General features: G+C 31.7%; 17 protein-coding genes and 1 pseudogene. 7 read left to right on the top strand and 11 right to left on the bottom strand.

What is annotated here, in order from left to right; all coding sequences use genetic code 11:
- Positions 1 to 315 precede the first annotated feature (315 nt).
- On the bottom strand, positions 316 to 1,926 hold the full coding sequence (locus GBO31_RS24300) for a tetratricopeptide repeat protein (protein WP_219011231.1): 1,611 nt from the start codon (positions 1,924 to 1,926) through the stop codon (positions 316 to 318).
- 539 nt (positions 1,927 to 2,465) lie between these two features.
- On the opposite strand from GBO31_RS24300, the pseudogene GBO31_RS27420 reads away from it, so the two are divergent.
- A pseudogene (locus tag GBO31_RS27420) lies at positions 2,466 to 2,729 on the top strand (IS982 family transposase); the annotation flags it as partial.
- A 665-nt stretch (positions 2,730 to 3,394) separates the two neighbouring features.
- On the opposite strand, the gene GBO31_RS24295 reads toward GBO31_RS27420, so the two are convergent.
- A complete protein-coding gene (locus GBO31_RS24295; protein ID WP_219011230.1) occupies positions 3,395 to 4,168 on the bottom strand; it encodes a tetratricopeptide repeat protein in 774 nt (257 codons plus the stop codon).
- Between the two features lie 1,467 nt (positions 4,169 to 5,635).
- Here GBO31_RS24295 and GBO31_RS24290 point away from each other — a divergent pair.
- On the top strand, positions 5,636 to 6,187 hold the full coding sequence (locus GBO31_RS24290) for a hypothetical protein (RefSeq protein ID WP_219011229.1): 552 nt from the start codon (positions 5,636 to 5,638) through the stop codon (positions 6,185 to 6,187).
- A gap of 308 nt (positions 6,188 to 6,495) precedes the next feature.
- Complete coding sequence (locus GBO31_RS24285) at positions 6,496 to 7,782, top strand: DUF4157 domain-containing protein (protein ID WP_219011228.1); 1,287 nt, start codon at positions 6,496 to 6,498, stop codon at positions 7,780 to 7,782.
- A gap of 278 nt (positions 7,783 to 8,060) precedes the next feature.
- Here the strand turns inward: GBO31_RS24285 and GBO31_RS24280 are convergent, their stop codons facing one another.
- On the bottom strand, positions 8,061 to 8,918 hold the full coding sequence (locus GBO31_RS24280; RefSeq protein WP_219011227.1) for a helix-turn-helix domain-containing protein: 858 nt from the start codon (positions 8,916 to 8,918) through the stop codon (positions 8,061 to 8,063).
- Between the two features lie 175 nt (positions 8,919 to 9,093).
- Here GBO31_RS24280 and GBO31_RS24275 point away from each other — a divergent pair, with 175 nt between their 5' ends.
- The 3 genes from GBO31_RS24275 to GBO31_RS24265 are packed head-to-tail and all read left to right on the top strand — an operon-like array spanning position 9,094 to position 11,786.
- Complete coding sequence (locus GBO31_RS24275; protein ID WP_219011226.1) at positions 9,094 to 10,047, top strand: SDR family NAD(P)-dependent oxidoreductase; 954 nt, start codon at positions 9,094 to 9,096, stop codon at positions 10,045 to 10,047.
- Positions 10,048 to 10,099: 52 nt separating this feature from the next.
- Positions 10,100 to 11,041 (top strand): MBL fold metallo-hydrolase, encoded by a 942-nt coding sequence (locus tag GBO31_RS24270; protein ID WP_219011225.1) that lies wholly within the window; start codon positions 10,100 to 10,102, stop codon positions 11,039 to 11,041.
- Positions 11,028 to 11,786, top strand: coding sequence for a hypothetical protein (locus GBO31_RS24265; RefSeq protein WP_219011224.1), 759 nt, complete (start codon positions 11,028 to 11,030; stop codon positions 11,784 to 11,786). The genes GBO31_RS24270 and GBO31_RS24265 overlap by 14 nt, the downstream gene beginning before the upstream one ends.
- Positions 11,787 to 12,163: 377 nt before the next feature.
- On the opposite strand, the gene GBO31_RS24260 is transcribed toward GBO31_RS24265, so the two are convergent.
- From GBO31_RS24260 to GBO31_RS24245, 4 genes are all read right to left on the bottom strand, one after another.
- On the bottom strand, positions 12,164 to 13,486 hold the full coding sequence (locus GBO31_RS24260; protein ID WP_219011223.1) for a serine hydrolase domain-containing protein: 1,323 nt from the start codon (positions 13,484 to 13,486) through the stop codon (positions 12,164 to 12,166).
- 106 nt (positions 13,487 to 13,592) lie between these two features.
- Positions 13,593 to 14,786 (bottom strand): leucine-rich repeat domain-containing protein, encoded by a 1,194-nt coding sequence (locus GBO31_RS24255; RefSeq protein WP_219011222.1) that lies wholly within the window; start codon positions 14,784 to 14,786, stop codon positions 13,593 to 13,595.
- A gap of 81 nt (positions 14,787 to 14,867) precedes the next feature.
- Positions 14,868 to 15,935, bottom strand: a complete 1,068-nt coding sequence (locus tag GBO31_RS24250) for a helix-turn-helix domain-containing protein (RefSeq protein WP_219011221.1) — start codon at positions 15,933 to 15,935, stop codon at positions 14,868 to 14,870.
- Positions 15,936 to 16,265: 330 nt separating this feature from the next.
- Positions 16,266 to 17,858, bottom strand: a complete 1,593-nt coding sequence (locus GBO31_RS24245; protein WP_219011220.1) for a serine hydrolase domain-containing protein — start codon at positions 17,856 to 17,858, stop codon at positions 16,266 to 16,268.
- Positions 17,859 to 18,259: 401 nt separating this feature from the next.
- Between GBO31_RS24245 and GBO31_RS24240 the strand changes: the two genes are divergently transcribed.
- Positions 18,260 to 19,402: a helix-turn-helix domain-containing protein gene (locus tag GBO31_RS24240; protein ID WP_219011219.1), complete on the top strand. Its 1,143-nt coding sequence runs from the start codon at positions 18,260 to 18,262 to the stop codon at positions 19,400 to 19,402.
- Positions 19,403 to 19,432: 30 nt separating this feature from the next.
- On the opposite strand, the gene GBO31_RS24235 is transcribed toward GBO31_RS24240, so the two are convergent.
- Genes GBO31_RS24235 through GBO31_RS24220 form a run of 4 tightly spaced genes read right to left on the bottom strand, consistent with a single transcriptional unit; the run spans position 19,433 to position 22,829 of the window.
- Positions 19,433 to 20,533: a serine hydrolase domain-containing protein gene (locus GBO31_RS24235; protein ID WP_219011218.1), complete on the bottom strand. Its 1,101-nt coding sequence runs from the start codon at positions 20,531 to 20,533 to the stop codon at positions 19,433 to 19,435.
- Positions 20,534 to 20,543: 10 nt separating this feature from the next.
- On the bottom strand, positions 20,544 to 21,254 hold the full coding sequence (locus GBO31_RS24230) for a GNAT family N-acetyltransferase (protein WP_219011217.1): 711 nt from the start codon (positions 21,252 to 21,254) through the stop codon (positions 20,544 to 20,546).
- 2 nt (positions 21,255 to 21,256) lie between these two features.
- On the bottom strand, positions 21,257 to 22,213 hold the full coding sequence (locus tag GBO31_RS24225; protein WP_219011216.1) for an NAD(P)H-dependent oxidoreductase: 957 nt from the start codon (positions 22,211 to 22,213) through the stop codon (positions 21,257 to 21,259).
- A gap of 37 nt (positions 22,214 to 22,250) precedes the next feature.
- Positions 22,251 to 22,829 (bottom strand): NAD(P)H-dependent oxidoreductase, encoded by a 579-nt coding sequence (locus GBO31_RS24220; protein ID WP_219011215.1) that lies wholly within the window; start codon positions 22,827 to 22,829, stop codon positions 22,251 to 22,253.
- Positions 22,830 to 22,843 lie beyond the last annotated feature (14 nt).

The following is a 22,843-nucleotide window of genomic DNA, read 5'->3' as shown; positions in this document are numbered from 1 at the left end:
AAAACAATGTTTTATATTTTTAAATGAATATCTTGATTGTTATGATTTTATCTTGCAAAACTAATTTGGACTCTTTATTCTTAAAAAGAATAATGGAGACAAATAGGAGACATTTATTTTTCCTAATGTTAAAACTCACTTATACAAGTACACACTAAAGCAGAGTTTAAACGCATTACAAAGTAAATCACAAAATGATTTTTCTTAAAAAAATAGGAGGGTGCAAATGTGGGTACATGTTTTGGACCTACATATAGCTAAATCAATATAAATTGGTTTGTTTTATTTTTCGAAAACAAGTTTACTAACAAAAGATCAGATTGAGTTTATATAATCTTCTATGCTGACATCTGCAGAAAGTTCCATCTTTTTGCGCAATCGACTTCTTGATTTTTTAACAGCTTCCAACGATGTATTTCTAAGATTGGCAACTTCTTTTCTACTTAATCCAATACGAGTTAAAGAACATATTTCAATATCCGTTTTTGATAATTCTGGATGTTTACTTTTTAATTTTTTGATAAACTCATAATTTACTTGCTCTATATTTTGCTTGATGAGCATCAACTTTGCATTATCCGACTTACTAGCATTTAAATCTGCGATAATGCTTTTTAAATTAGCACCTTCTTTTTCAGTAGATAACTTTTGAAGATTTTCGGCAATGCGTTCTTTAGATCTAATATGCTGTATAGTCTCTTTTAGCAATTCGGTAATCTCTTCTGTTTTTGTTGCTACTTTGTTGTTAAGTATTATATTTTGATAAGCTTGTTCTTTTATTTTTTGTCTGTTTCTAATATATATGTAAACAGCAATACCCATAATACATAAAGTTAATATCGATATCAGCCAAAGTCTATTGGTAGTTTTTTGTTCTAATGTAGCTTTTGTTAGGATTAACTTTTGCTCATAGGCCAAACTATCTTTAAGTTTTGTTTTTTCAAGTTCAAAGCCTGCTTCTAATTTAGACATTCTTCTCACTTTCTCAATATCATTTCTTTCATCTAAAACATCTTTATACTTGATATAGGTTTCGTAAGCCTTTTTATAGTTTCCTATTTTCACGTATACCTTGCTTAATTCTAAGTATCTATATGGTAATGTATTATCACTTTTTAATTCTTTATTAAGCGCTATCGCTTTTTTAAAATATTTGATGGATTCTTTGGGTTGATTAACATATCTATAATAAACTCCCAAAGCAAAATAGTCTGATTCTATTCCTATTTTGTTATTACTTAGTTGATGTAACTCCAATGCCTTTTTTAAATAAGGAAAATTTTCTTCCATACGACCTACTTTCCTTAAAAAACTGGCATAATTTGCGTAAGATGATGCTCTTTGGTAGTTATTACCAATAGAATCTGCTAATACTATAGATTTGCGATAAAATTTATAAGCGTTGATCGTGTCATTTTGGTCATGTGATAATGTACCCAAAGTACTATAGACCTGAAGCAATTGTTTGCCTTTATTGCGCTGATTAGCAATTTGTTCTGCCTTGATTAAATCATTAAATGCTTCATTAGTATCAAAAATAGACATCCAGGCCAAGGCTCGTTGATGATATGATAAGGCTAATGATTCATAAAGATGATGTTCTTCTTTCACCTTTATACTATTTTGAGCATGTAATAGTGCCTGATCGAAATTGCTCTCACGGCGCTCAAAATAACTCAAAAAATGATGAGCATCTGCTAACCTTTTAATGATGAATTTGTTGTTTACTTTTTTATGATGTTTAACACTATCTACAAACCGAACAATAGTATCCAAATAAAGTTTCGCTCTTTTAGGTTTTCGGTCGGAATTTTCTACGGCATGGTTATACCAATTAGCGACCATAATACTATCGTTAATGACTTCGTTCTGTGCCGTTACACCTAAACAACTCCATAAAAAAAACAAAAATGCTCTGATCTTCATAAACGTTACAATTACTATGCTATCCTATTTTATTTACACTGCTTAAAATCTAATATGAAATTAACAAATATTATGAAGATACCTAATACATAAACACAATTCTAACTATTGTTATTCTGCGGTTTAGAATATTGTTAAGTATTACTTTTGCTAATCTCTTTTAATTCCTGCTCTATTTCTTTTAAACGCATTAATTTATATTCCAGATCCTTCTTTTTAAGATAAAGTTCATTCATCTTATTCATTGGAAGCTGTTGTTTTTTTGGCAAGAATATTTTTTTCAAAAAAGGAAACATAATTGTATTTGTAAACGATACTACAAAGTACCTGTATTATTTTGAAAAAACGACACATACAGCAGGGACATATAGGAGACATTTATCTAAAATAATGATTATCACACACTATTATTTTAAATTCTCCAAAGAATAGAAATTAAACAGATTTTATATACTCTTCTAATTAACTCAAGTTTCCTACAAAGAACTAGTAGATAAGTTCTTTATTTTTGATTGTCGAATTTCAAAAAAGAAGCCCAAATGCTTCCGTACAAAGTTATATCAATCTATTGTGTAATAAACGATCTATTAAAAGAAATGAATTACAAAGAAATAATACCCGCAGATGTACAGATAGTTGAGAACTGACTACAACTATAGTTTTTGTTCTTTATTTTCAGAGGAATCAAACCTTGACTTTGTTGCATATAAAGAGCTTTTTTTTGAAGATACTATCAACAAAAGTGATTTTACTAAACGCCTACCTAAGTTTAAAAGTTATTATTGTTTTTGTTTTTAAGTATTAGGGGGATTTAAATACCTGCGTTGGTGGTATTCTAAACCTATTTTATATTCCTAAACTTAAGTTCGATTAGTAAACATGAATAATACAAAATTATTTGGTTCAATAAGCAACTAAATCGTGTAACTCCCCTAAAATGTTAGACTAAGACAATTTCACACTTTTGTTTACCAGATGTTTTCCAAAATGTTTGCAAAAGTGGAAAACAGTGTTTTCCAGAATCATTCTTTCTTTAAAAACAACACTACCTTACTTACCAAATAAATTTTGAACATGCATAAAAAAGGTCAAAAAGGGGTCATGACTTTTTTGAGCCTTTTGAACTTTTTGACCGTATTAGCTTGTCAAAAGATCAATAAGGTCAGAAAGTTCAATAAGTTCACCTTTCTTTTTTGAGCTTATTAATAAAATGACCATGAGATTCTTTATGAATCCACCCTTTTTCCATAAACTCATCATTATATGGTTTCGAAGTAGATTGGGATAATCCATACTGTTTTCCAATAACCTGATACTCTTTGGTAGTAAACTTTTTGAAATAAAATAAAGAACTAGAGCGATAGCTCGTGGTTTCTTATTTGCAAAAGGGAGTTTACTCAGGATCATTTAATAATCCTGTTAATCATATAATTAATTCTTATCTAACTTGACTAAGAATCTTAGTTATTCACTCTAAAGATGTATCAATATATTTTAGATGATATTTATTTACTACCAACTGTTGCGAGTCTTCTAAAGCTTCCCATGGGAATATGATGTCATTGTCTTTTATGTAAGTAAGTTCTTCCCGAATACCATCTGCATCCCCTAATTCTTCAAAAATATCAATTTTGTCTAGATGCAATTGTATTAGAGTAGTGTCCTTTTTCAATGCAATTGTTAGTTGTTTCAATGCTTTTTCATAAAATGTATACTTCTCAAATATATAACCTAAATTATAAAAACAATAACCCATATGAACTCTAGCTTCATGCATATTCGGGTTGTATTCTAATGATTCATTAAAATAATTTATGGCGGTATTATACTTATCGGCCTTTGTAATATCATCTTCAGCATTCAATGCATCATTGAATATCAAAATACCCTCCATAAAACTCTTAGTACCATCAGATTCATTTATAAAGTTTTTTTCCAAAGATTCTACTAATTTGGAATCATTGAACTCTTTCCCAAACAATTCACTATCCAATAGAAATTGTAGTTTTTTCCTTGATTTTACTAAATCATCTTCTTTTAAAATTTGATTGATTTGCTCTTGAACAAAGTTCATTTTATCTAATTCAAACTCCTTTTTAACTGTCATTCCAGTAGTGTAAATGGTAACAGGAATAGTAACTAATACAGAGATCAATGGTATAAGCACTGTCCACCAAATAGTTCTGTTTTTTATCTGTTTTTCCTTAATTTCTAGTTTTTTAATAATTTCTTCCAATTCCATTTGTAAACTTTCAAAATATTAATTAATGAATATTTGGAGTCTATATCTAAATTTTATTTATCTGAAATTTCCCCGTTTTAAAAATACCAAAAAAATCAACAACCATTTTTATCTCAATATTTTATAGAATTTTGGTAAATTATGAATAGATGAACAAAATCAGAATACAACCAATAAGTTGGAAAAACTAACTGCTTCGCAGTTGGAGTGGCTAGAAGTGGTTAAATATGATGAGGTATTACAACCAATGGAGAGTCATAAAAACAACAAAATTCATTGAGATAATTTTAATTATATTCTTTTTTAGACACTATTATTAATATTTATTTTTATGATAAAATTGGATTAACCATCCTCCTATCAACCATGCTGAAATTCCTATTGGTATCTACCACCAATTAAATTTTTCAATTTGTTGAGATTANTTTAATTTTCTATAACAAATAGAAGATTTCTATTAATTTGTTAATTATTTAAATTTCCATACTTTTATAAAACTATTRAANAAAAAAACCGCCTCATTAAGAGACGGTCTTCATACTAACTTTTGTTTTTGGATTTGATAATTGCAGTTATCATTCCAATGAGAGCAATCAAAACAGCTCCGATTACAGAAATTATTTCTGATGTCATGGTTTTAAGAATTGGCAGCTATTTTGTTAACAAAAGAGAACCAAGTCGATACTTAATTGTATCGGCTTTTTTTCTACTCTGCTGCCTTTTTAGCAGGGTTCTCCTTAACTTCAATTAATCTGATAATTAAAGAGTTAAGCCTTTGAAGTAAATTAAAACAAAATGATACTATAAATATAACAGGCAAAGGAGGGAATTTTCGCCTATTCTTTTACTAATTCGCGAATGGATAACCTTGATGAGTGGTTTTATACTTCATACTGGTAGATGACCGTTTTTTAAAAATCACTATATTTTTGTAAGAAATTCCTACAATCAATGTAATCAATACTCATTCTTCATTCTTACTATTGATGATAGGTGAGTTTTTGTAATGTAAGTTTATGGAACACGAAACAATTATTTATGTATCGATTGGAATATCTTATGTTGCTAATCAAATCAAGACTAGAATACATCTATAAATCATTCCTAGACTTTCATCAATAAATGATTGGGGAAACTACCTCTCATTTCTACTTCCTAGTCTATTAGCCATCTACAGTAAACATAATTATATTTAATAGATGTCACCAGCATTTCATTGATTGCATCTTGTAGTCTTACTTTATCTCCTTGACTGAATTTCATTTATGCAAAGGTAATTCTATTTATTTCAAAACTCATTTTTCCACTGTAAATCAAAAAGTTATGAAGAACTATTTAATTAATAAAATAGAAATATTCCCTTTCAAAATATTCAAATTACAAATTGTTTCTCTAAATTAGTTGATATTAAAATACTTACAGATGTACCAGTATATTTCCAATTTTAGGCAGCATTGAAAGAAACACATGAATGATCCAAGAGTAATAGCAGCAATTATAACATTAATAGGAGTAATTATCTCCATTGCAATTTCTTTTTTCATCAATTATCGCTCACACAAACTTGACGAAAAGGAATTGTACAAATCGATAGAACGGGATTACGCTCTTGAACTACTAAAAAAAAGACTAGAGTATTACCCGAAATTGAATTTTGAACTAAGCTCATTTCATAAAGAAATTCATTTAAAAAACGAGCTGTCTAGAGATTTAATTCTTAGCTTTTTCGATAAGACAAATAACCTCAATTCAACTTATTCTATATTTTTTAGTACAGAAACAGTTGCTGAATATTATAAACTTTGGACATGTTTGATTAAGCTACTTAGCAATACACAGGAAGGAGAACTCATTTCAAAACAGAGCGGGTTAAATGATTTAAAAAAATATATGCAATGCGTAGAAATAGCGTTGAAAAAAGATATAGGAGTTTTTATTGTTGATTTTCAAGATGGTGAGAGAAGTAAGAAATTAGAGCAGTCATACAAAGGAATTCAAAAACAACTAAAAGATACGTAGCTCGCTTCAGCTGATATTCAAATGGCAATAAAATTAAAATAAACAGCATTAAAACCACTCATTTTTTATTACAGGACCTTATAGACAAAAAATCAAACCCTAACATTAAAGAAATCATGAGTATGCATACTAACAAAACAGAGGGAAATAAGAGTAAATCGTTAACTAATAAGACGTCACAAAAACACAACATTAGTGAGTCTTCTGTCCAATTTGTGGATAATCGTTCTGAAGCGGCGGCACAAAGGAAAATTTATGAGGTTGTCCACAATAGTAATCAAGTAGAGCAAGTTACTCAATTGCAGTCTATGGCGGAAAACTACTCTGCAAATCAACAACAGCTCATCCAAAAGAAAGAAAACAAAACCGGATTACCTGACAATTTGAAATCTGGAATTGAAAACCTATCTGGTTACTCAATGGATAATGTAAAAGTGCATTATAATTCAGATAAACCTACTCAATTTCAAGCCCATGCCTATGCACAGGGAAATGACATCCATTTGGCTGCTGGTCAAGAAAAACGCCTACCTCATGAGGCTTGGCATGTAGTGCAGCAAAAGCAAGGTCGAGTAAAAACGACTAGACAAATGAAAGGGAATGCGAATATTAATGATGATGATGGTCTTGAAAAAGAGGCTCATGTTATGGGGCAAAAGGCTTTAAACGTGGATATTGAACAAACGAATTCGTTAAGTACAGAAGGGACAACTTCAACCGAAGTTATTCAAAGAAATGCATTTTTAGACTCGTTAGCAAATGCTGCCGGACAGATCGACTACGCAGTGATTTCAGGTGGTGGTGCAACACCGAAACAAAGGGATTTATATAATGGAATAAAGGACGCGATCAATAAGAATCGAAGAAATCAGGCGATGTTGGCAGCTATCCAGGCATGTGGATTTGGAGCAGAATTTAGAGCCTATGCTACTCATAATGGAATCAACATAGAAAAATTTGCCACTATCGGTCAAGATATCAGATCATCTCACTCTGGGGGAGCAATAGACCCTAATCTCCCTCAGGCAGCCTATGAAACCGTGCCGGTAGCGAATGCGGGAACAGTGGTTTCAACTGCACCACCGGTGTTAGCCACGTTAGCTGACCATGCTAACTACGAATGGCTAAAAAATACAACTACAGATCATACAACTGACCCAGATCATCCAAAGTTTCGGGGACCAACTGCAACTGGTGGAGCAAAACCTACTTTGGGTGATTCCATAAACCCAGGACCTACTCCAAATGTAAGATTAGCACCAAATGCAAACAGGGTTGCGTCATATTTTGAACTAGGAGCTCATTCGGTTCATACATTGCAAGATGGTGTGATGACTAAGGTAGTTAGTGGTACTAGAGTGGTTTTTGATCCGTTTTCGGATCGATACTTTGTATCCGAACATTACGCCAAACAATATGAATTAACTAACGTTCCGGCTGCAACAACACATGGGTATTACGCTAGAATGCAAACAAGCATAAATAATTTTATTACGAAGCCCATTTATCTTGGCGTACCTGCCAATTGGCAAAAAAATCAAAGGGAAAATTTCTTGTATCCAAAAATTGATAAAGCTTTTGATAACCTTTCGTAAGAAAGATTGTTTATTTGTCTTGCCAAAAAAAACTTATAAATAAAATCAAACCACTTTAAATTTTATTTTTCTGTTTTAAGTTTCTTATTATCCCTTCTCACCATTTTACATTTAATGACACTTAGCAATTGATTAAAAACTATCACTAACACAACCTATAAAACAATAAAATGTTTGTTTTTTTTAAATTTTCATAGTTTAGAAATAAGAATCCTTTATTAAAACCCCAACTCCTCATAAACCACCTCATTGAGCATCACATCAATTCGAATAAATCCTCAAATCTTATACTGCTTAGGCGTTATTCCAAATTGTTTTTTAAAGGATTGTGAGAAGCTGGAAAGGCTAGAAAAGCCCATTTCTTCATAAATTTCACTAGCTGTTTTTTTATGGACACCTATGAGATAGGCGGATTTTTCAAGTCTTTTTTCGCGAATCCATTTTCCAGGAGATCTACCATAAACATCAAAAAACACCCTTTTAAACGTAGATACACTCATATTGCACAAAAAGGCCATTTCTTCTATAGTGCCCAGATTAAACACATTGTTTTCTATAATTCTTTTGAAAACAGTTTCATTGCCATAGCCTATAGAATTCTTAAAAAAATCAATGACCGATGCTCCATATCGCTCCAAGAGGTATAGCATGATCTCTTCAAATTTTAACCGTTGTAATCTAGGTGAAAAAGGAACATTAGTGTCATCAAAAATTTGTTTGATGGAGTTTTTAAAATGATCTAGATAAGAATCTGTGGAGATCGAGATTTTATCCGCTATAGGAATCGTTGCTTTTTGAGCATCGATTACATCTTGATATTTATACCTGATTTGATCCAAAGCTGTATTGTTAAAAAAAATCAAGATACTGTGATAAGGCTCATCATTTGGCAAAATCTTAGTCGATAAATAATTCCCTGCTTTAAATAATAAGCAAGAAGTATTGTCGTAAAACAAACTTTTATCCTCGACCAGAATATGCTTTTTTCCTGTTAGCAAAAGAGTAATACAATGACTATTAAAGGTAATCTTCGTTCGATAGTCTGCATCTCCACTAATATGATAATAAAACATCACATCATGGTACTCTGGCACACGTGTACCTATTAAAATATCCGGAAGATTGATTATGTCCATAACTGTAAATCTCTAAAAAAAATAGACATCATTCTTTATAAAATCGAAAAAATCGCATAGATGAGCTTTTTTCTAAATTTTTTGAACCAATCTCATAAGTTCTCTTCCTTCTATTTGGTCTTTTTTTGTAAAAACTCAAAGGATGCGATGTTCTRTAATCTAAAAAATACCTATCATGAGTAATAAAAAATTAAACCGAAGAAATATGCTTAAAACCGCTACCCTATCTCTCGGAGGATTATCGGTAGCCGGTTTCACTTCAGAAAAACTCTTTTCTGATGATACTAAAGGAAGCCATTTCAAAGAAAAAGTTGCTTTTATTACTGGGGGTGCAAGAGGTATTGGTTATAGTATAGCAGAAGAATTGGCCAAATTAGGTGTTCATATCGCTATTTATGATATTGCTGCCAACATCAAGGAAATACCTTACGAATTATCTTCTGCTACGGATCTAGAAAATGCGAAAACAAAAATCGTTTCACACAATGTTAAGTGTTTAACATTCAAAGGGGATGTTCGCAACGAGGAGCATCTTAAGAATGCATTAAATGAAACCAAAGAAAAATTTGGAAAAATAGATTTTCTAGTAGCAAATGCAGCTGTTACCCGCTTTGGTGAATTAGTGAACCATGATGAAAAAACGATCCAAACACTACTGGATGTTAATTTAAAAGGCGTCATCAATACGGTGAAAACTTCCATTCCAATTTTTAAAGAGCAGAATTCTGGCAGAATCATTACGATCAGTTCTATGGCTGGTAGAGAAGGTACGGCTTTGTTTCCAGTATATTCTGCTACAAAATGGGGCGTGATTGGTTTTACCAAAAGCATGGCCATAGAATTAGGTACCCATAATATCACCTGTAATACCATATGCCCAACAGGTATACGAACCAAACTTGTTTTGAATGATCACATGGCAAAAATATTTGGAGATACGGAAACAAGCGATAAGGGAGAAGGATTCAATACCTATTTGAAATCTTCCGTACACACCATGCCAGTAGGCTTATTAGATCCAATTGAAATCGCAAAAACAGCTGTATTTCTTTGCAGTGACGGCGCCCAGTACATTACTGGTGCTGCATTGGATGTTGCAGCTGGTTGTAACTCTAGAAACTCAGCCTAATCAATGACATTTTCAAAAAATAAATTAAACAACCTTGATAAACTTTTAATCCATGAACCTAAATCGAATTGGAACATTATCATTACCCTTTCTAATGCTTTTTATGTATTACAGCAATGCACAACAAAATGCTTCTGGCTCAATAAAAACTTTGTACGAGATTGAGGATCATGTTTATCTATTTCAAGGTGGTGGAACTTGGGCGCTAAACTCTATCATTCTAGAAGGTAAAGATACATTAACGCTGATCGACACACATTTCTCAGATGAGAACAACCTAGCGTTGATTCAGCAGTTGAAAGATACATTCCCTAATAAAAAAGTAGGTACTATTGTGATTTCACATCCACATGCCGATCATTTTATGGGAGTTAAATTATTCAAGGATGCTTTTGGTGAGATTGAAGTAATTTCTATTGAAGGAGAGCGAAATCACATGAAACAAACGGCAAAAATACTATATAATGCTTATCAAGAAGTTTCTCCTAACCAACTGGTAAAACTTCATGAAATAGTATACCCAAATAAGCAAATGGGTAAAGATTTTACGATTCATTTTTCTGATAGAGTAGCTCAATTTGAACTTGTGGATCAAAATGAAAGCTGGAAATCACTTATCATGTATCTACCTGATACACATCTAATCTATTTAGGTGATTTGTATTGGGGCGGACTAACATTAGACATAGAGGGTTTTGGCGCATCGCTTATTCTATGGGAAAAAGAACTTAGAAACATCATGGATAGAAAAACTGGAAAAATCATACCAGGTCATGGAGTGGGCTTGCCAAGTCGAGATACTATTCTAACCTTTCTAGATGATATTTTAAGTTTTATCAATACAAGTAAAGCATTTATTGAACAGGGAATGCAACGTGAAGATTACATCACGAGTGACTTTCATAAAGAAATTATCTTTTTTGGCGGACGGGAAATGAACTTAAGTCAAGCCTATGACGAAATAAAAACAGCTATAGAAAATGAAAAAAATTAAACAAACAATATTTCAAATCGCAATGCTATTAGGATGTATGTATTCTTTACATGCACAGGAGCAGCATACAAAAATAACCGCTCCACCATTTATGGCGAGCAGCACCAATTTTTCTATTTCCTTATTTGATGCAACTCCAGAAAGCGTAAAAGAGATTTTACCAGAAGGAATGCAACCAAAAACAAAAGAAAATGGTTTTGTAACCGTAGGTTTTGAACTATACACAACAGCTCGTATTTATGGTATGCCCAAATTTTCCATTGCTTTTATATACGTTGAAGTTGAAAATTGCGATGCTAAAAATGGAACAGCTGGTCATTGGGCCGTTTGGGGCAACACCAATAATAAAGAAGTCCTGAACAATCTAGTATCAAACTATAAATTTCCGTATGAATATTCGTCTGGAATATATATCACATCCCAAGAAGACAACTACTCTGGTACCATCACTGGCAATGAAGGAGAACGTATTCACTTAAAACTAAAAATACTAAAAGAAACAACTCCTTTCACCGCTGAAGGTATCGTAAATATGTGCGGAAGAAAAGAAAATGGAGATACCGTATTATCTGAAGTTACTTGGTTCACGAATGGGCAAAATGCCGAAGTGATTTCACTCGATATTACTCCGGCAAATAATAAAGTTTTACGGCTATTAAAAGATTTAAAACCATTCTGGTCCATGGTCAGTAAAGAACAGACGTTTTGCTATTCTAGCCCAATCATCTTAAATAACAACCCTTAAATCCTCTAAAATGAATTTTTCTATTATCGATTTTATCATTGGGTTGACCTTAATCAACACGCTCCCCCATTTTGTTTTGGGAATTTGGAAAGGACGAATGTTTAGTGGGCTAGGATTTGGAAACACACAAAACATATTGTATGGCTTACTGAATTTTGGTATTTCAATCAGTCTGTTTATCTATCAATATGGTTTTGATGGTCTTTTACAAAATGAGATCTTTTTGGGAGGCTTGTTTGTAGTCATCTCCTATTTTGTTGTTGGCAAACTATGTTACAAGTATTTTCACCAGATATACTTTTTGAAAAAAAAAGATAGTTCATCCACCTAAACAAAATATCATAAGAATGTAAAGCTCATCAATTTTAATTACCCTTCTATTTAATCCGCTTACCTTCATAAGACTTAATACCATATTGATACAAAAGAATCGAATTGAACTCGTCTTTTTCATTTTTTACAAATTCCACCTTCAGTTCCTCATCCACCAGGAAGATATACTCTGATTGTGCAACCAACCTAACGAGTTTTTGCCCAGGAATAACCAAATGAAGTTTGCCATTCGTTGCTGTTATATCGAAGGTAACATTCTCCTTTATTTGAAAATGTCCGGTATAATTCTTTAAGCTTTCGGAGGAAATTTTATATTTTTCTGTAGGTACCAACTTTTTATTTTTTACTGTGAAGATTTCCTTTCCACTATCAAAATAGAATTCTACGATTTTTTGATATACCTTGAAACCGTCATCAGCATTTGTAAAAATCACCATCCCCTTTTTAGAGATTGGAAACAATACCACAAAAGTTTTGATACCATTTTCATCACCAGAGTGCATCATTATCAATTCTCCATTGGAAAGTGAAGGTATGATCTCCCACCCCAATCCATAAAATAAGTTCTCTTTTACCTGAACTTGAGGAGTTATCATTTCATCAAATAGGGATTTTGAAAGGCCTCCACCGTTCAATACGTAGGAACATACTTCAGCATAATCCTTTATGGTTGTCTGCAATCCAGCAGCTGCATTTAATTCAGTTCTGGGTGCATAATCATATTCTTCCAAATTAACATTATAAGGATATGCGACCTTTTCCAAGTTCCAATCAGGATTCCAAGTAAATGCAATGTCAGTTAGTTGTAGTGAGTTAAAAAGTACCTCATCAGCCCACTGCGGCAAAGTTTTCCCTGTTTTATTGGTAAGAGCTTTTCTTAAATATTCATAGCCTTCTCCAGAATACAGATATTGACTACCAGGTGTAAACTTGAATTCTAGTTTTTTAGACGGACTCATATTTCTCCAATTGACAAATCCAGATTGGTGGCTTAATATATTTCTGGCGTTCAACTTTTTTAGATGATCATCCACTTTCAAATCAGGATCAATATGATATTTATAGAGCGGTTCATCCAATGATAACACCCCTTTTTCAATCAGATTAAGCACTACTATTGAAAAGATAGGTTTTGTTAAGGAAGCTACCGTAAAAATGGTTTCATTGCTTGCCGGAACTCCTTTTCTTTGCTCTCCAAAAACCTTGGTATACGGTACTTGTCCATCTTCAATAATAGCTACTGCCACAGCAGGTACTTTATATTCTTCTTGCCATTTAGGAATGGATTTTTCCAGTTCGTTAATGACTTTAGTCTGACTATGGACACTTACAGTAATTATTAGTAGAAGAAATTTTAAACCTTTCATAGGATATATTGATTTTAAGATTTGACTAAACACTCGCTTCAATGGTTACAGCATTACACACATTTCTTTCACATTTGATGCCTTTTTAGAAAGTCCATCTCTGTGGTCACATTTTTTTACTTGGTTCAAGTCCATAAATAGAAGTAATTTCTATTGGTGCTAAGTGGAAGGAAGTGCCTTGTTCTTTAAGCTTTTCGATTACTTTTTTGTTGGTTTTTGATAACTGTTCTTTAACGTCTAAATCATTACCGTAAGACATAACATCTATAAGATTAGGCAAGTTATACATTGGCCATAGGTTCTTTATACTATTATTTTCCATTAACACCCATCTCAATCTGTTCATATTTGAAAGTGGTACTATTGATTGTACCTGGTTATTGGAAAAGAATAGTTTTTTGATATTAGGTAAACCATTCAAAACCGAAATATCCTTGATTTTATTATCTCTTATATCCAACCATTCAATACTTTTCATATCCTTTAGAAATTCAATATTGTCTAAGTTATTTTTTCGTAATACTAACACACCAATATTATTCAATTTAGATATCGCACTAAAGTCTTGAATATGAGTATCCATTAAATTGAGCTGTACTACCTTTTTAAGATTTGAAATAGGTTTAATATCTACAATCGGATTTTTTTCAAGAATTAAAATCTCAAGATCAACAAGATGCGCAATTGGTGTGAGATCGCTTACGCTGTTATTAGGAATCCAAATTCCTTGGAGTTTTGATAGTGCTTTAAAAGGTGATAAGTCATTGAGTTGATTGAATGCCATATTAAAATGCGTCAATTCCTTCCAATTTTTAATGACTGAAATATCTGTGATTTTATTAAAATTTCCAGTAACATTTTTAATGTTTACCAAAGTGGAAAGACTATCTATATTTGAGATTTTATTTCTATCGAAAGACAGTGATTTTAAATTGATAAGATTACCTATTGGATTGATATCTTCAATTCCATTACCATTAACATTTAGTACTTCTAGTTTAACGAGATTGGCGATAGGTTTTAAATCCTGAATATTATTATTATCTAATCTTAAATAAGTAAGATTCTTAGCATACTCTAAACCTTTTAATGAAGTAATCCCTTTTCCAACGGCTATGAATCGAGTTAGTGATTCCAAATCTGATTTTGATAATTCACCCGTTGGTTTATCCATGTATTCTCTGATGGCTAGGTCTAGATAAAAATCATTAATAACGACAGTATCAGTTTTAGTTTGAGCGAAGATTTGACTACTCAGGACAAGTATCAACATCAAAGAGAAAATTCTTAAGTATTTCATTTTTGTTCATCTTTTTTGTAAAAATGAATATTCCTTTCCTCTCAAAAAAAAGAATGCTGTATCAAAAAGTTTCAAATCATATTATGAAACTTTTTTCTCATTCTCTAGCTGAGCTATATATTCTTTTGGCGTCTGAGAATTGAATTTATAAAATGCTCTATAAAAAGTAGTTTTAGATTTAAATCCGGAATCTTTAGCAATAGACTCTAAGGTTAGATTGTGGAGGGCTCCGATTTTAAGCTTATCTTTTACTTCTTCTATTCTATACTTATTTGTAAAATCATTAAACTTAGTGTTCAAGTGATTGTTGAGTAAGTTTGATAATGCACTTGGATTTGTTTCTAATTGTCTTGCAAATGTTGCTAACGAAAAGTCTGAATTCAAATAAGGTTTTTCAGTTTTCATTATTCTTAAAATGTTCTGTAATTTTTGATCTATAAAATCTTTGTCAACTACCTTCCTATTCTTATTAAAAGTTGAATAGGTCAAATACCCCATTAAGGAAATGATGTAGAGTAACATCGCATTGTATACCTTAACGAACATTGTCAATGAAAAACCTAACCAAATATCTAAAGGTGAACTTTTCCAATATCCATAGATTTTACCTAAAAGCGCAGAGATTAGTTCCACCATAACCCCAACAAAAAGGAATATGAGCAAATATGTAATCCATTGAATATGTTTTTGCTTGCTGTTTAGTATTTTCTTTTCGCTCAATTCTTGAAAAGACAAGAATGAGTAACCGCAAGCCATCAGAAGTAATACAATATTATGAACAAAATTGATTTGAAAATATCCCATCCCCATTGCCCAATTACCTTTTTCTTCAACTGGAATTGATAGTGTACCTATCCAAATAAAAATATAGTACAACCAAAAAGAAATAGGGATCATCAAATGGAGACTATTCTCTCTATTAAGTCTAAAGGTGAAATTGAAAATAGATTTTAAATAGAGATATAGAATGGGAAAAACGAAAATGACCAAGTGCAAAGGAACAAACAACAGGTATTTATGCTTATGGATTAATCCAGCGTTTCCGAAGAAAGCAGGCAATAGTGATACACCAATGACGAGTAGTAAAGAAATCAGTAGTTTATTTTGAATTAGCCTCCAATTTCTATTTCTCAATATTAAAAATATCATTGTCCCACTCTGAAATAGACCAATAAGAATAAGAGTTGAAGTAAGATTTAGATTCATCGTTCTTTAATCATTATGAAAATGTAAATTTAGGTATTCCAGAAATGTTTCCTATAATACTATCCACTCTTGATCTAATTATTCTGCATTATTATATTCGACTTGAAAGTCAAGCGGCATCATTTGCGAGGAAATTAATAGCCAACAGCTCTTCATTAAATTAGAAAAACTATTACCAGCAAGACATTCGATTATCCTATTGAGGTCGATACAAGTAATAAACCACCTAAGAAAGAAGTCTTTCTTTATTGATGTTAATAATAATCATCCATTTTACTTTATCATCTTAGGAAGAATATATTTTTCTATGATCTTTTCCGTCTGTCTCCCAGAACCTCTTTTGTTATAATTTTCGGTAGTAACGACAATTACTGCATTTAATTCTGGAATAATACTGATATACTGACCTCCATTGCCTCTCGCCTCTATAGTTGATATTGATTTTTCATTAACCGTATATGTCTCGTGCCACCAAAAGTATCCGTATGCATTCTTTTTAGAAGTATTTTCTAGCTTAGTATGTTTTTTAAAAGAATCATGGATCCATTGTTCACTAAGGATACGTTTACCATTCCATACTCCTTTGTTCAAATATAGTTGCCCAAATTTTAGCATATCGCGAGGTCTCATATAAATTCCACCAGCGAAATATGGATTTCCTTTATGATCTGTATTCAGGATATAATTATGAATACCTAATAGAGCAAACAATTTTTGGTGCATGTAAAATTCTAATGGATAAGATAATCGTTCGCTCAAATTTACACTTAGCAAAAAAGGATCCGCAGACATATAATTCGTATGCTCTCCAGCATTATATTTCAGTTTTGGTTCTAAAACGGTTTTTAGCCAATCATCAGTTTCTTGATAATAATCTTCATATACTCCAATACCAGAACTCATAGTCAATAAATGTTCTATGGTTATTTTTGACTTTTCTTCATCTTTGGTGTATTGATATGATTGTGGTATATATTCATACACTTTTTCCTGGGTACCTGTGATAATTCCATCATCTATTGCTAAACCTATGATGGCCGAACCTATACTTTTTCCTGCCGAACGTAAATCATTGGTGGTAGACGTATTGGTACCTCCAAAATAATTCTCGTAGTGTATTTTGCCATCTTTAGTAACCAACACACTTTCAATTCCTTTGAGTTGGTTTTCATCAATATCATTTTCTAGTTTTGGAAGTAACAGTTTATTTTTAGCATATTTCCAACCATCTTCTATATGGATTAAGAATCCTTTTTCTTTGGCATCTGTTTTTTGATATCTTATTTTGCTTAACTCTACTTCATTTAAAAGCACACTCAAAATGATTTGATCTTGTTGCAATTCACCTTGAAACATCATACCTGTTTTATAATCTTCAAAAGAGATCTGGTTGTTATGTATTTCTAAATCATTCACCCAATAGGTTCCTAAAAGTGGATAGGCTCCATATCCTTCGACAGAGTTATATACTTTTCTTATTTCTAAGTAATGGGACTTAGATTGCAAGTAATGATTTGCAGAAAGGTTTAATATTCCTTTATATGACTCGCCCTTTTTTTGAAGTTGGATAGGGTAAAAATCAATACCTAGTTTTATAAAACCGTTAATTTTAGAGGTATCTTCGTCTACAATACCTTCAAAATATAACTTATTACCAAGTGGAACGTTTAGCGTATCTTTTAAAGTAAATTCTTTACGGAAGAGTTCTTTCTCATTAGCCAGGATTAGAGACGCTTTAGAACTTCCTAAATCTTTTATGGTAACAGCTATCTCGAAAGCATTATTTTGGGCTGCTTGACCTTTCCATAAGCCTGCATAATTTTCAAAGTTGACATGCTGCTGCGCGTAACCAGCAATCATGGTCATAAAAAACAGCCCTACTTTTAGAAATGAAAAAAAATGTTTTTTGTTTATAATCATAACTTCCAATTACAAAATTTTTAATGAAACATATACTAGCATCGAACTTCAATCCAGTTTTAATTATAAATTCTGAATGAATATATATTAGAATTCGCAACTATTACGTATTATTATTCTCAGATTAGATGTAAAATATTATAAACGATTCATACGTTTTTACTAATCTTGTTTTTCTAGAAAAAACTTTTGTAAAGAAACTTTTTTAATCCTTTTGATAGTTCGAATTTTTATCAAAAAGTGTCTTAACGTATAATTTAGGACTATTATGTTTCTTTTAAACAGTATGATTTAGGAAAGTTTATAGGATGATTATTACGATACTAAAAAAATAAAGCTTTACATAAATGCATATATCCTTATATGAGTTTTTTATTTTATTAATTATAGGTCAGTGTATCTTTCTAATTTTTGCGATACAGTATATTCCTAAAAAAAACTCAGGTACCAATAGAATGATACAGTACCTATTAGCTATTTATAGCTTTTATTTACTAGAAAGGGTTATTCATTCTGAAATACCAGGTGACTTTCTTAGAAGATACGCTCCTTTAACCAATGTTTTTTACCTTTTTATTGGTCCATTTGTATACACCTATATTAGACGTTTATTATTTTTTGAAAATGGAAAATACCATTTAGCATTCTACCATTATTTACCCGCAGTATTGTATCTATTGTATGTTTTTTTTCATATCTACATGTATGATTCAATAGTAGACTTATGTAATTATCAAACCATTTTCTTTTTTACTGTAGAAATCTTATTTTTTATATCAATTACCACATACCTTTTTAAATCCTACCTACTTTTTAACTATTATAAGAAGAACAAAACCAAAGAGTTATCTTTTAATCCTAATAGTACCAAGTATATCCAGGTAACACTTATATGTTTGATGTTATATATGTCATTTTGGTTATTAGGAATATTCGAGCTATTTGATATTATCACATGGATAAAAAGATCTTTAATTTATGATATCTCCTGTTTAATTTTTGGTGTGCAGATTTATATTGTCAGTTTTTATAATCTAAAATATCCTGAAATATTTAAAATTCCGTTTCCCTCAAATATTAAAAGTGAGCAGAAAAAAAAGAATAAACTTGATGAGCAAGAAGCCAACAAGATTAAAAATCTGGTAGATGCCTTCTTTAAAGAAAAAAAGGGATATCGACAGGCAGAATTAAGCCTGTCTATTTTGGCTAATGAAATTAACACCACTACCAATAAACTGTCTTGGGTTCTGAATAATATCTACAAAAAGAATTTTTATGAGTTGGTAAACGAATATAGAGTGGATGAATTTATTCAAAGTATTAAAGAAGACAAACACAAAGAATACACAGTAGTTTCTATAGGTTTTGATGTAGGTTTTAAATCTAAATCCACTTTTTACAAAGCATTTAAAACGATCACAAACTTTACTCCCACAGAATACATCAAAAAGATCGAATCAGAGAAGAGAGCAGAAACCTCAGATGCATAGTTTTCTTGTAAACAAATATTTTTTCACTAATCACTTTATATTTTTAACTATAGTATTTACGAATTCATAAGTGTTAAATGAAGGTGTGGCTTGCGAAATACAATACGATAGTACTGTCTTTGTTTCTGGACTATAACCAATATATGTTCCATAAAACCCATAATGTCCGAAGAAGACATCTCCATTATAAATAGATTTGTAAATCCCTAATCCATAAGGAAGGTGGTTATCTATAGTAGGCTGTACTGCTATCATTTTCTCTAATGATTGTTTTGAAACTAGTTTTCCTTCAAAAAGAGCTTCTATAAAAGTGGCGAGATCTTGATGGGTACTCAGTAATCCTCCACCAGACCAATCAAAAGAAGTATTTACCGAGTTAAAATCAATGTTACCGACATATTGATGTATTCTAGGTTTATTGGTTTTTGTGTTTTCATAAAACTCAAAATAAGTGTTTTTTAAATCCAATGGATAGAGAATACGATCTCGAATGGATTGCGATAATGATTTCTGTTCTAGTTTTTCTATTAATAAACCTAGCAACACATAATTCATGTCGGAATAGTACCAACAGGTATCAGGTTTACATTTTGGTTCTTTATTTAATCCGAATTCAAAATAAAGGTTGACCACGTCTTTAGGCTGATATTGCTGCTCTGGATTTTGCATAAGGCGTTCGAAAAAGGCTTCCTGTTTGTCATTGAAAATATCTGCTATCCCACTTTTGTGTAACAATAACTGTTTAATGCTTATCTCTTTAACGAAAGATATGTCTTCCAAATAATGAAAATCATCCAACTGCAGATAGTCAACACCTTTCAAATAGGAATATATCTTATCTGAAAGACTAAGCTTCCCTTCTTCCTGCATTTGCAAAACAATGGTTGATACAAACAACTTAGTACCGCTGGCAATTCTAAATTGATCTGTTGATAAGGTCTTCTCTCCTTTTTTTTCTCGAAGGCCAACTGCTTGGTCTATATACACACTATCTTGTTTTTTTATATATACCGATATACTATGTACTGGATTTTCTGATGTGACATCCAATTTATTCAACAAAAGTGCATTTGAGTTTTGAGCATTTATATTAAAAAAAGCACTAAGCATTATTAAATAGATATATTTCATAATCGTACTATTAAATGGTATATGATTGTAAATATCCTTGATCTTCAAAACCAAGCTTGTGATAGATAGGAGCTCCTAATTTTGATGCTACTAAATGAATGTAATTACTATTGTTTCTTAATGCTACGGAAAGTAAGTGTTGTGTCATTTTTTTTCCTAATCCTAGTCCTCGATATTCTTTTTTGGCACCAATCATATGCAAACCTGAATCACCATTTGAATCCATAAATACAATTCCGCAGCTCACATATTTATCTTGGTGCTTTCCCAAGAATAATTGAACTTTTTTACTTTTTATCAGAGGTTGGATTGTACTATCATAAATACTGTACCCGAATGCTGCTGACGCAATTTTTGCGAAGGTTTGAAAACCCAATCTACTAGTTACTCTTATAATATCTGGATAAAAAATATATTGAACCTCATCATCAATTTTCTTCGTCATTGCCGTCACAGAAGATGTTTGAGTAAACCCGTTGGATCGTAAAAACCTTTCAAGTATTTCATTTTCCGCTACTGCTAATGATCTAGACAGATGATGATTCATTATCTTGCACTTCAATTCTTCAATATGATTTTCGTTAAGATCGAATATTTTAGAAGGCCAAGTGGCATTTTTAGGAGAAAGACTAGAAAATCCATCGTACTGATGAAAATATCCTCCCACTTGACCGATATGTCTCCAAAATTCAAACTGATGTTTTATGGCTACTGGTATCATCACTAAACATATTCAGTAGTAGAAGCCTCAATAAGAGCAGCAGAATCTTCATAGAAACGGTATTCTTTTATCATCTCATCTTCTATCACACAAAGTTGTACCCAATTGCTATTGAATAATTTTCCTGAACTTCTCACTAAATGCGAAAAAGAGCCTTTGGCAACTACTAAATTATCGGCTGCCTCCATCACATTTTCAACTATAAATTCTTTAGTTTCAAAAAGGGTCACAATATTATTTAGAAATTGCTGAGCTTCTTTTTTAGTACGATAGATACCATGTAGCTGCTCTGCAGGTCGCTCTTCTTCTTTTACACTCACAATATAACAATCTGGATGAAAAACATTCAATACAGCTTCTAGATCTCCTTGTTGAAAAGCATTAAAATAAGCTTGCACTACTTCTACATTTGTTTTCTTAGGTGCAACCTTGGAATCTACAAAAGCCAAAAATGCCTTATCAAGATGTTGTAATTCTAAAGAGTCTTTGATAACACCTTTATCTATATTAAAGGTTCTATCAAAATCACCAAGAGAATATGTTGCTTTTAGAAGACCTCCCCATAATGGAATCAACTTTGCCAACTGTAGTAAGTGAGTACGCGCACCTGTAGCACCAGGAGAGGTACTTAACAATAAAACTGGTTTTTCTTCAAAAAATCGTTGTGTGATTACAGAAAGCCAATCCAATGTGTTTTTCAAAAATGCTGATGGTAAGCCATTGTGCTCTGGCGAAGCTATGACGAAACCTTCGCTTTCCTGAAAAATCGAGTATAAATCTTGGATTGATTTTGGAATACCTTTGGCTTGTATTAGAGGTGAATACATTGGTGCTTCAAATTTCTTAAGATCAATAAACCTAATATCATAATTAGGATATCTGTTAATTACTGAATGGATTAATTTTTCGTTAATGGAATCTGGACTATTACTTCCAGAAAAGGCTAAAATCTTTTTCATTTTATTCTATTTTTTAATTTATAAATATTGATAATTATTAACTAACGTTAGCTCCAAGGCTAGAAACCTGAGCAAGCCATTGTTCACGTTGTTTTTCGGTTGAATCTTTTATAGCTGCGAGATAAGTAACCTTCACAGGTTTTACGCCACAAAACTCCAAGATTCCTTTTTTAAACTGATTGATAGCTGGGTTTTTCATTATCAAACTATTATACCAACTCACGGTATCTGCCGTTACGATAATTCGAGCGGTTTTCCCTTTCAATAATTTATCAGGAAACAATTTCCCTTTTTGATATTTAAAAGTGATACCTGGTAAGAAAGTGCGATCAATAAAGCCTTTCAGTAAAGCAGGAATGCCATACCACCACATCGGAAATATCCAAACAAGATGTTCTGCTTCTTTAATCTTTTTAATAGCCATTTCTAAATCGGGTTCTAAGGTATAAGGGATTCTATAACCATATTTTAAGTTCAGGTCAAAATGAAGTTCCGAAAGATTTAAGGTTTCTACTACGACATTTCTTGAAATCGCACCTTTCTTATAGCTTTCAGCCAAAGCCCAGTTAAAGCTTTCGTTATCTGGGTGACCGTTGATAATGAGTACTTTTTTCATTTATTTCTTATTCT

The sequence above is a fragment of the Aquimarina litoralis genome (assembly GCF_019295435.1).
Taxonomy (GTDB): domain Bacteria; phylum Bacteroidota; class Bacteroidia; order Flavobacteriales; family Flavobacteriaceae; genus Aquimarina; species Aquimarina litoralis_A.
Note: the sequence above shows the minus strand (reverse complement) of the source record. Positions and strands in the feature narration are given on the sequence as shown.

Coding starts and splice junctions, on each gene's coding strand:
- GBO31_RS24300 (WP_219011231.1), bottom strand. CDS start 1,926: ATGAAGATCAGAGCATTTTTGTTTTTTTTATGGAGTTGTTTAGGTGTA.
- GBO31_RS24295 (WP_219011230.1), bottom strand. CDS start 4,168: ATGGAATTGGAAGAAATTATTAAAAAACTAGAAATTAAGGAAAAACAG.
- GBO31_RS24290 (WP_219011229.1), top strand. CDS start 5,636: ATGAATGATCCAAGAGTAATAGCAGCAATTATAACATTAATAGGAGTA.
- GBO31_RS24285 (WP_219011228.1), top strand. CDS start 6,496: ATGGCGGAAAACTACTCTGCAAATCAACAACAGCTCATCCAAAAGAAA.
- GBO31_RS24280 (WP_219011227.1), bottom strand. CDS start 8,918: ATGGACATAATCAATCTTCCGGATATTTTAATAGGTACACGTGTGCCA.
- GBO31_RS24275 (WP_219011226.1), top strand. CDS start 9,094: ATGAGTAATAAAAAATTAAACCGAAGAAATATGCTTAAAACCGCTACC.
- GBO31_RS24270 (WP_219011225.1), top strand. CDS start 10,100: ATGAACCTAAATCGAATTGGAACATTATCATTACCCTTTCTAATGCTT.
- GBO31_RS24265 (WP_219011224.1), top strand. CDS start 11,028: ATGAAAAAAATTAAACAAACAATATTTCAAATCGCAATGCTATTAGGA.
- GBO31_RS24260 (WP_219011223.1), bottom strand. CDS start 13,486: ATGAAAGGTTTAAAATTTCTTCTACTAATAATTACTGTAAGTGTCCAT.
- GBO31_RS24255 (WP_219011222.1), bottom strand. CDS start 14,786: ATGAAATACTTAAGAATTTTCTCTTTGATGTTGATACTTGTCCTGAGT.
- GBO31_RS24250 (WP_219011221.1), bottom strand. CDS start 15,935: ATGATATTTTTAATATTGAGAAATAGAAATTGGAGGCTAATTCAAAAT.
- GBO31_RS24245 (WP_219011220.1), bottom strand. CDS start 17,858: ATGACCATGATTGCTGGTTACGCGCAGCAGCATGTCAACTTTGAAAAT.
- GBO31_RS24240 (WP_219011219.1), top strand. CDS start 18,260: ATGCATATATCCTTATATGAGTTTTTTATTTTATTAATTATAGGTCAG.
- GBO31_RS24235 (WP_219011218.1), bottom strand. CDS start 20,533: ATGAAATATATCTATTTAATAATGCTTAGTGCTTTTTTTAATATAAAT.
- GBO31_RS24230 (WP_219011217.1), bottom strand. CDS start 21,254: ATGATACCAGTAGCCATAAAACATCAGTTTGAATTTTGGAGACATATC.
- GBO31_RS24225 (WP_219011216.1), bottom strand. CDS start 22,213: ATGAAAAAGATTTTAGCCTTTTCTGGAAGTAATAGTCCAGATTCCATT.
- GBO31_RS24220 (WP_219011215.1), bottom strand. CDS start 22,829: ATGAAAAAAGTACTCATTATCAACGGTCACCCAGATAACGAAAGCTTT.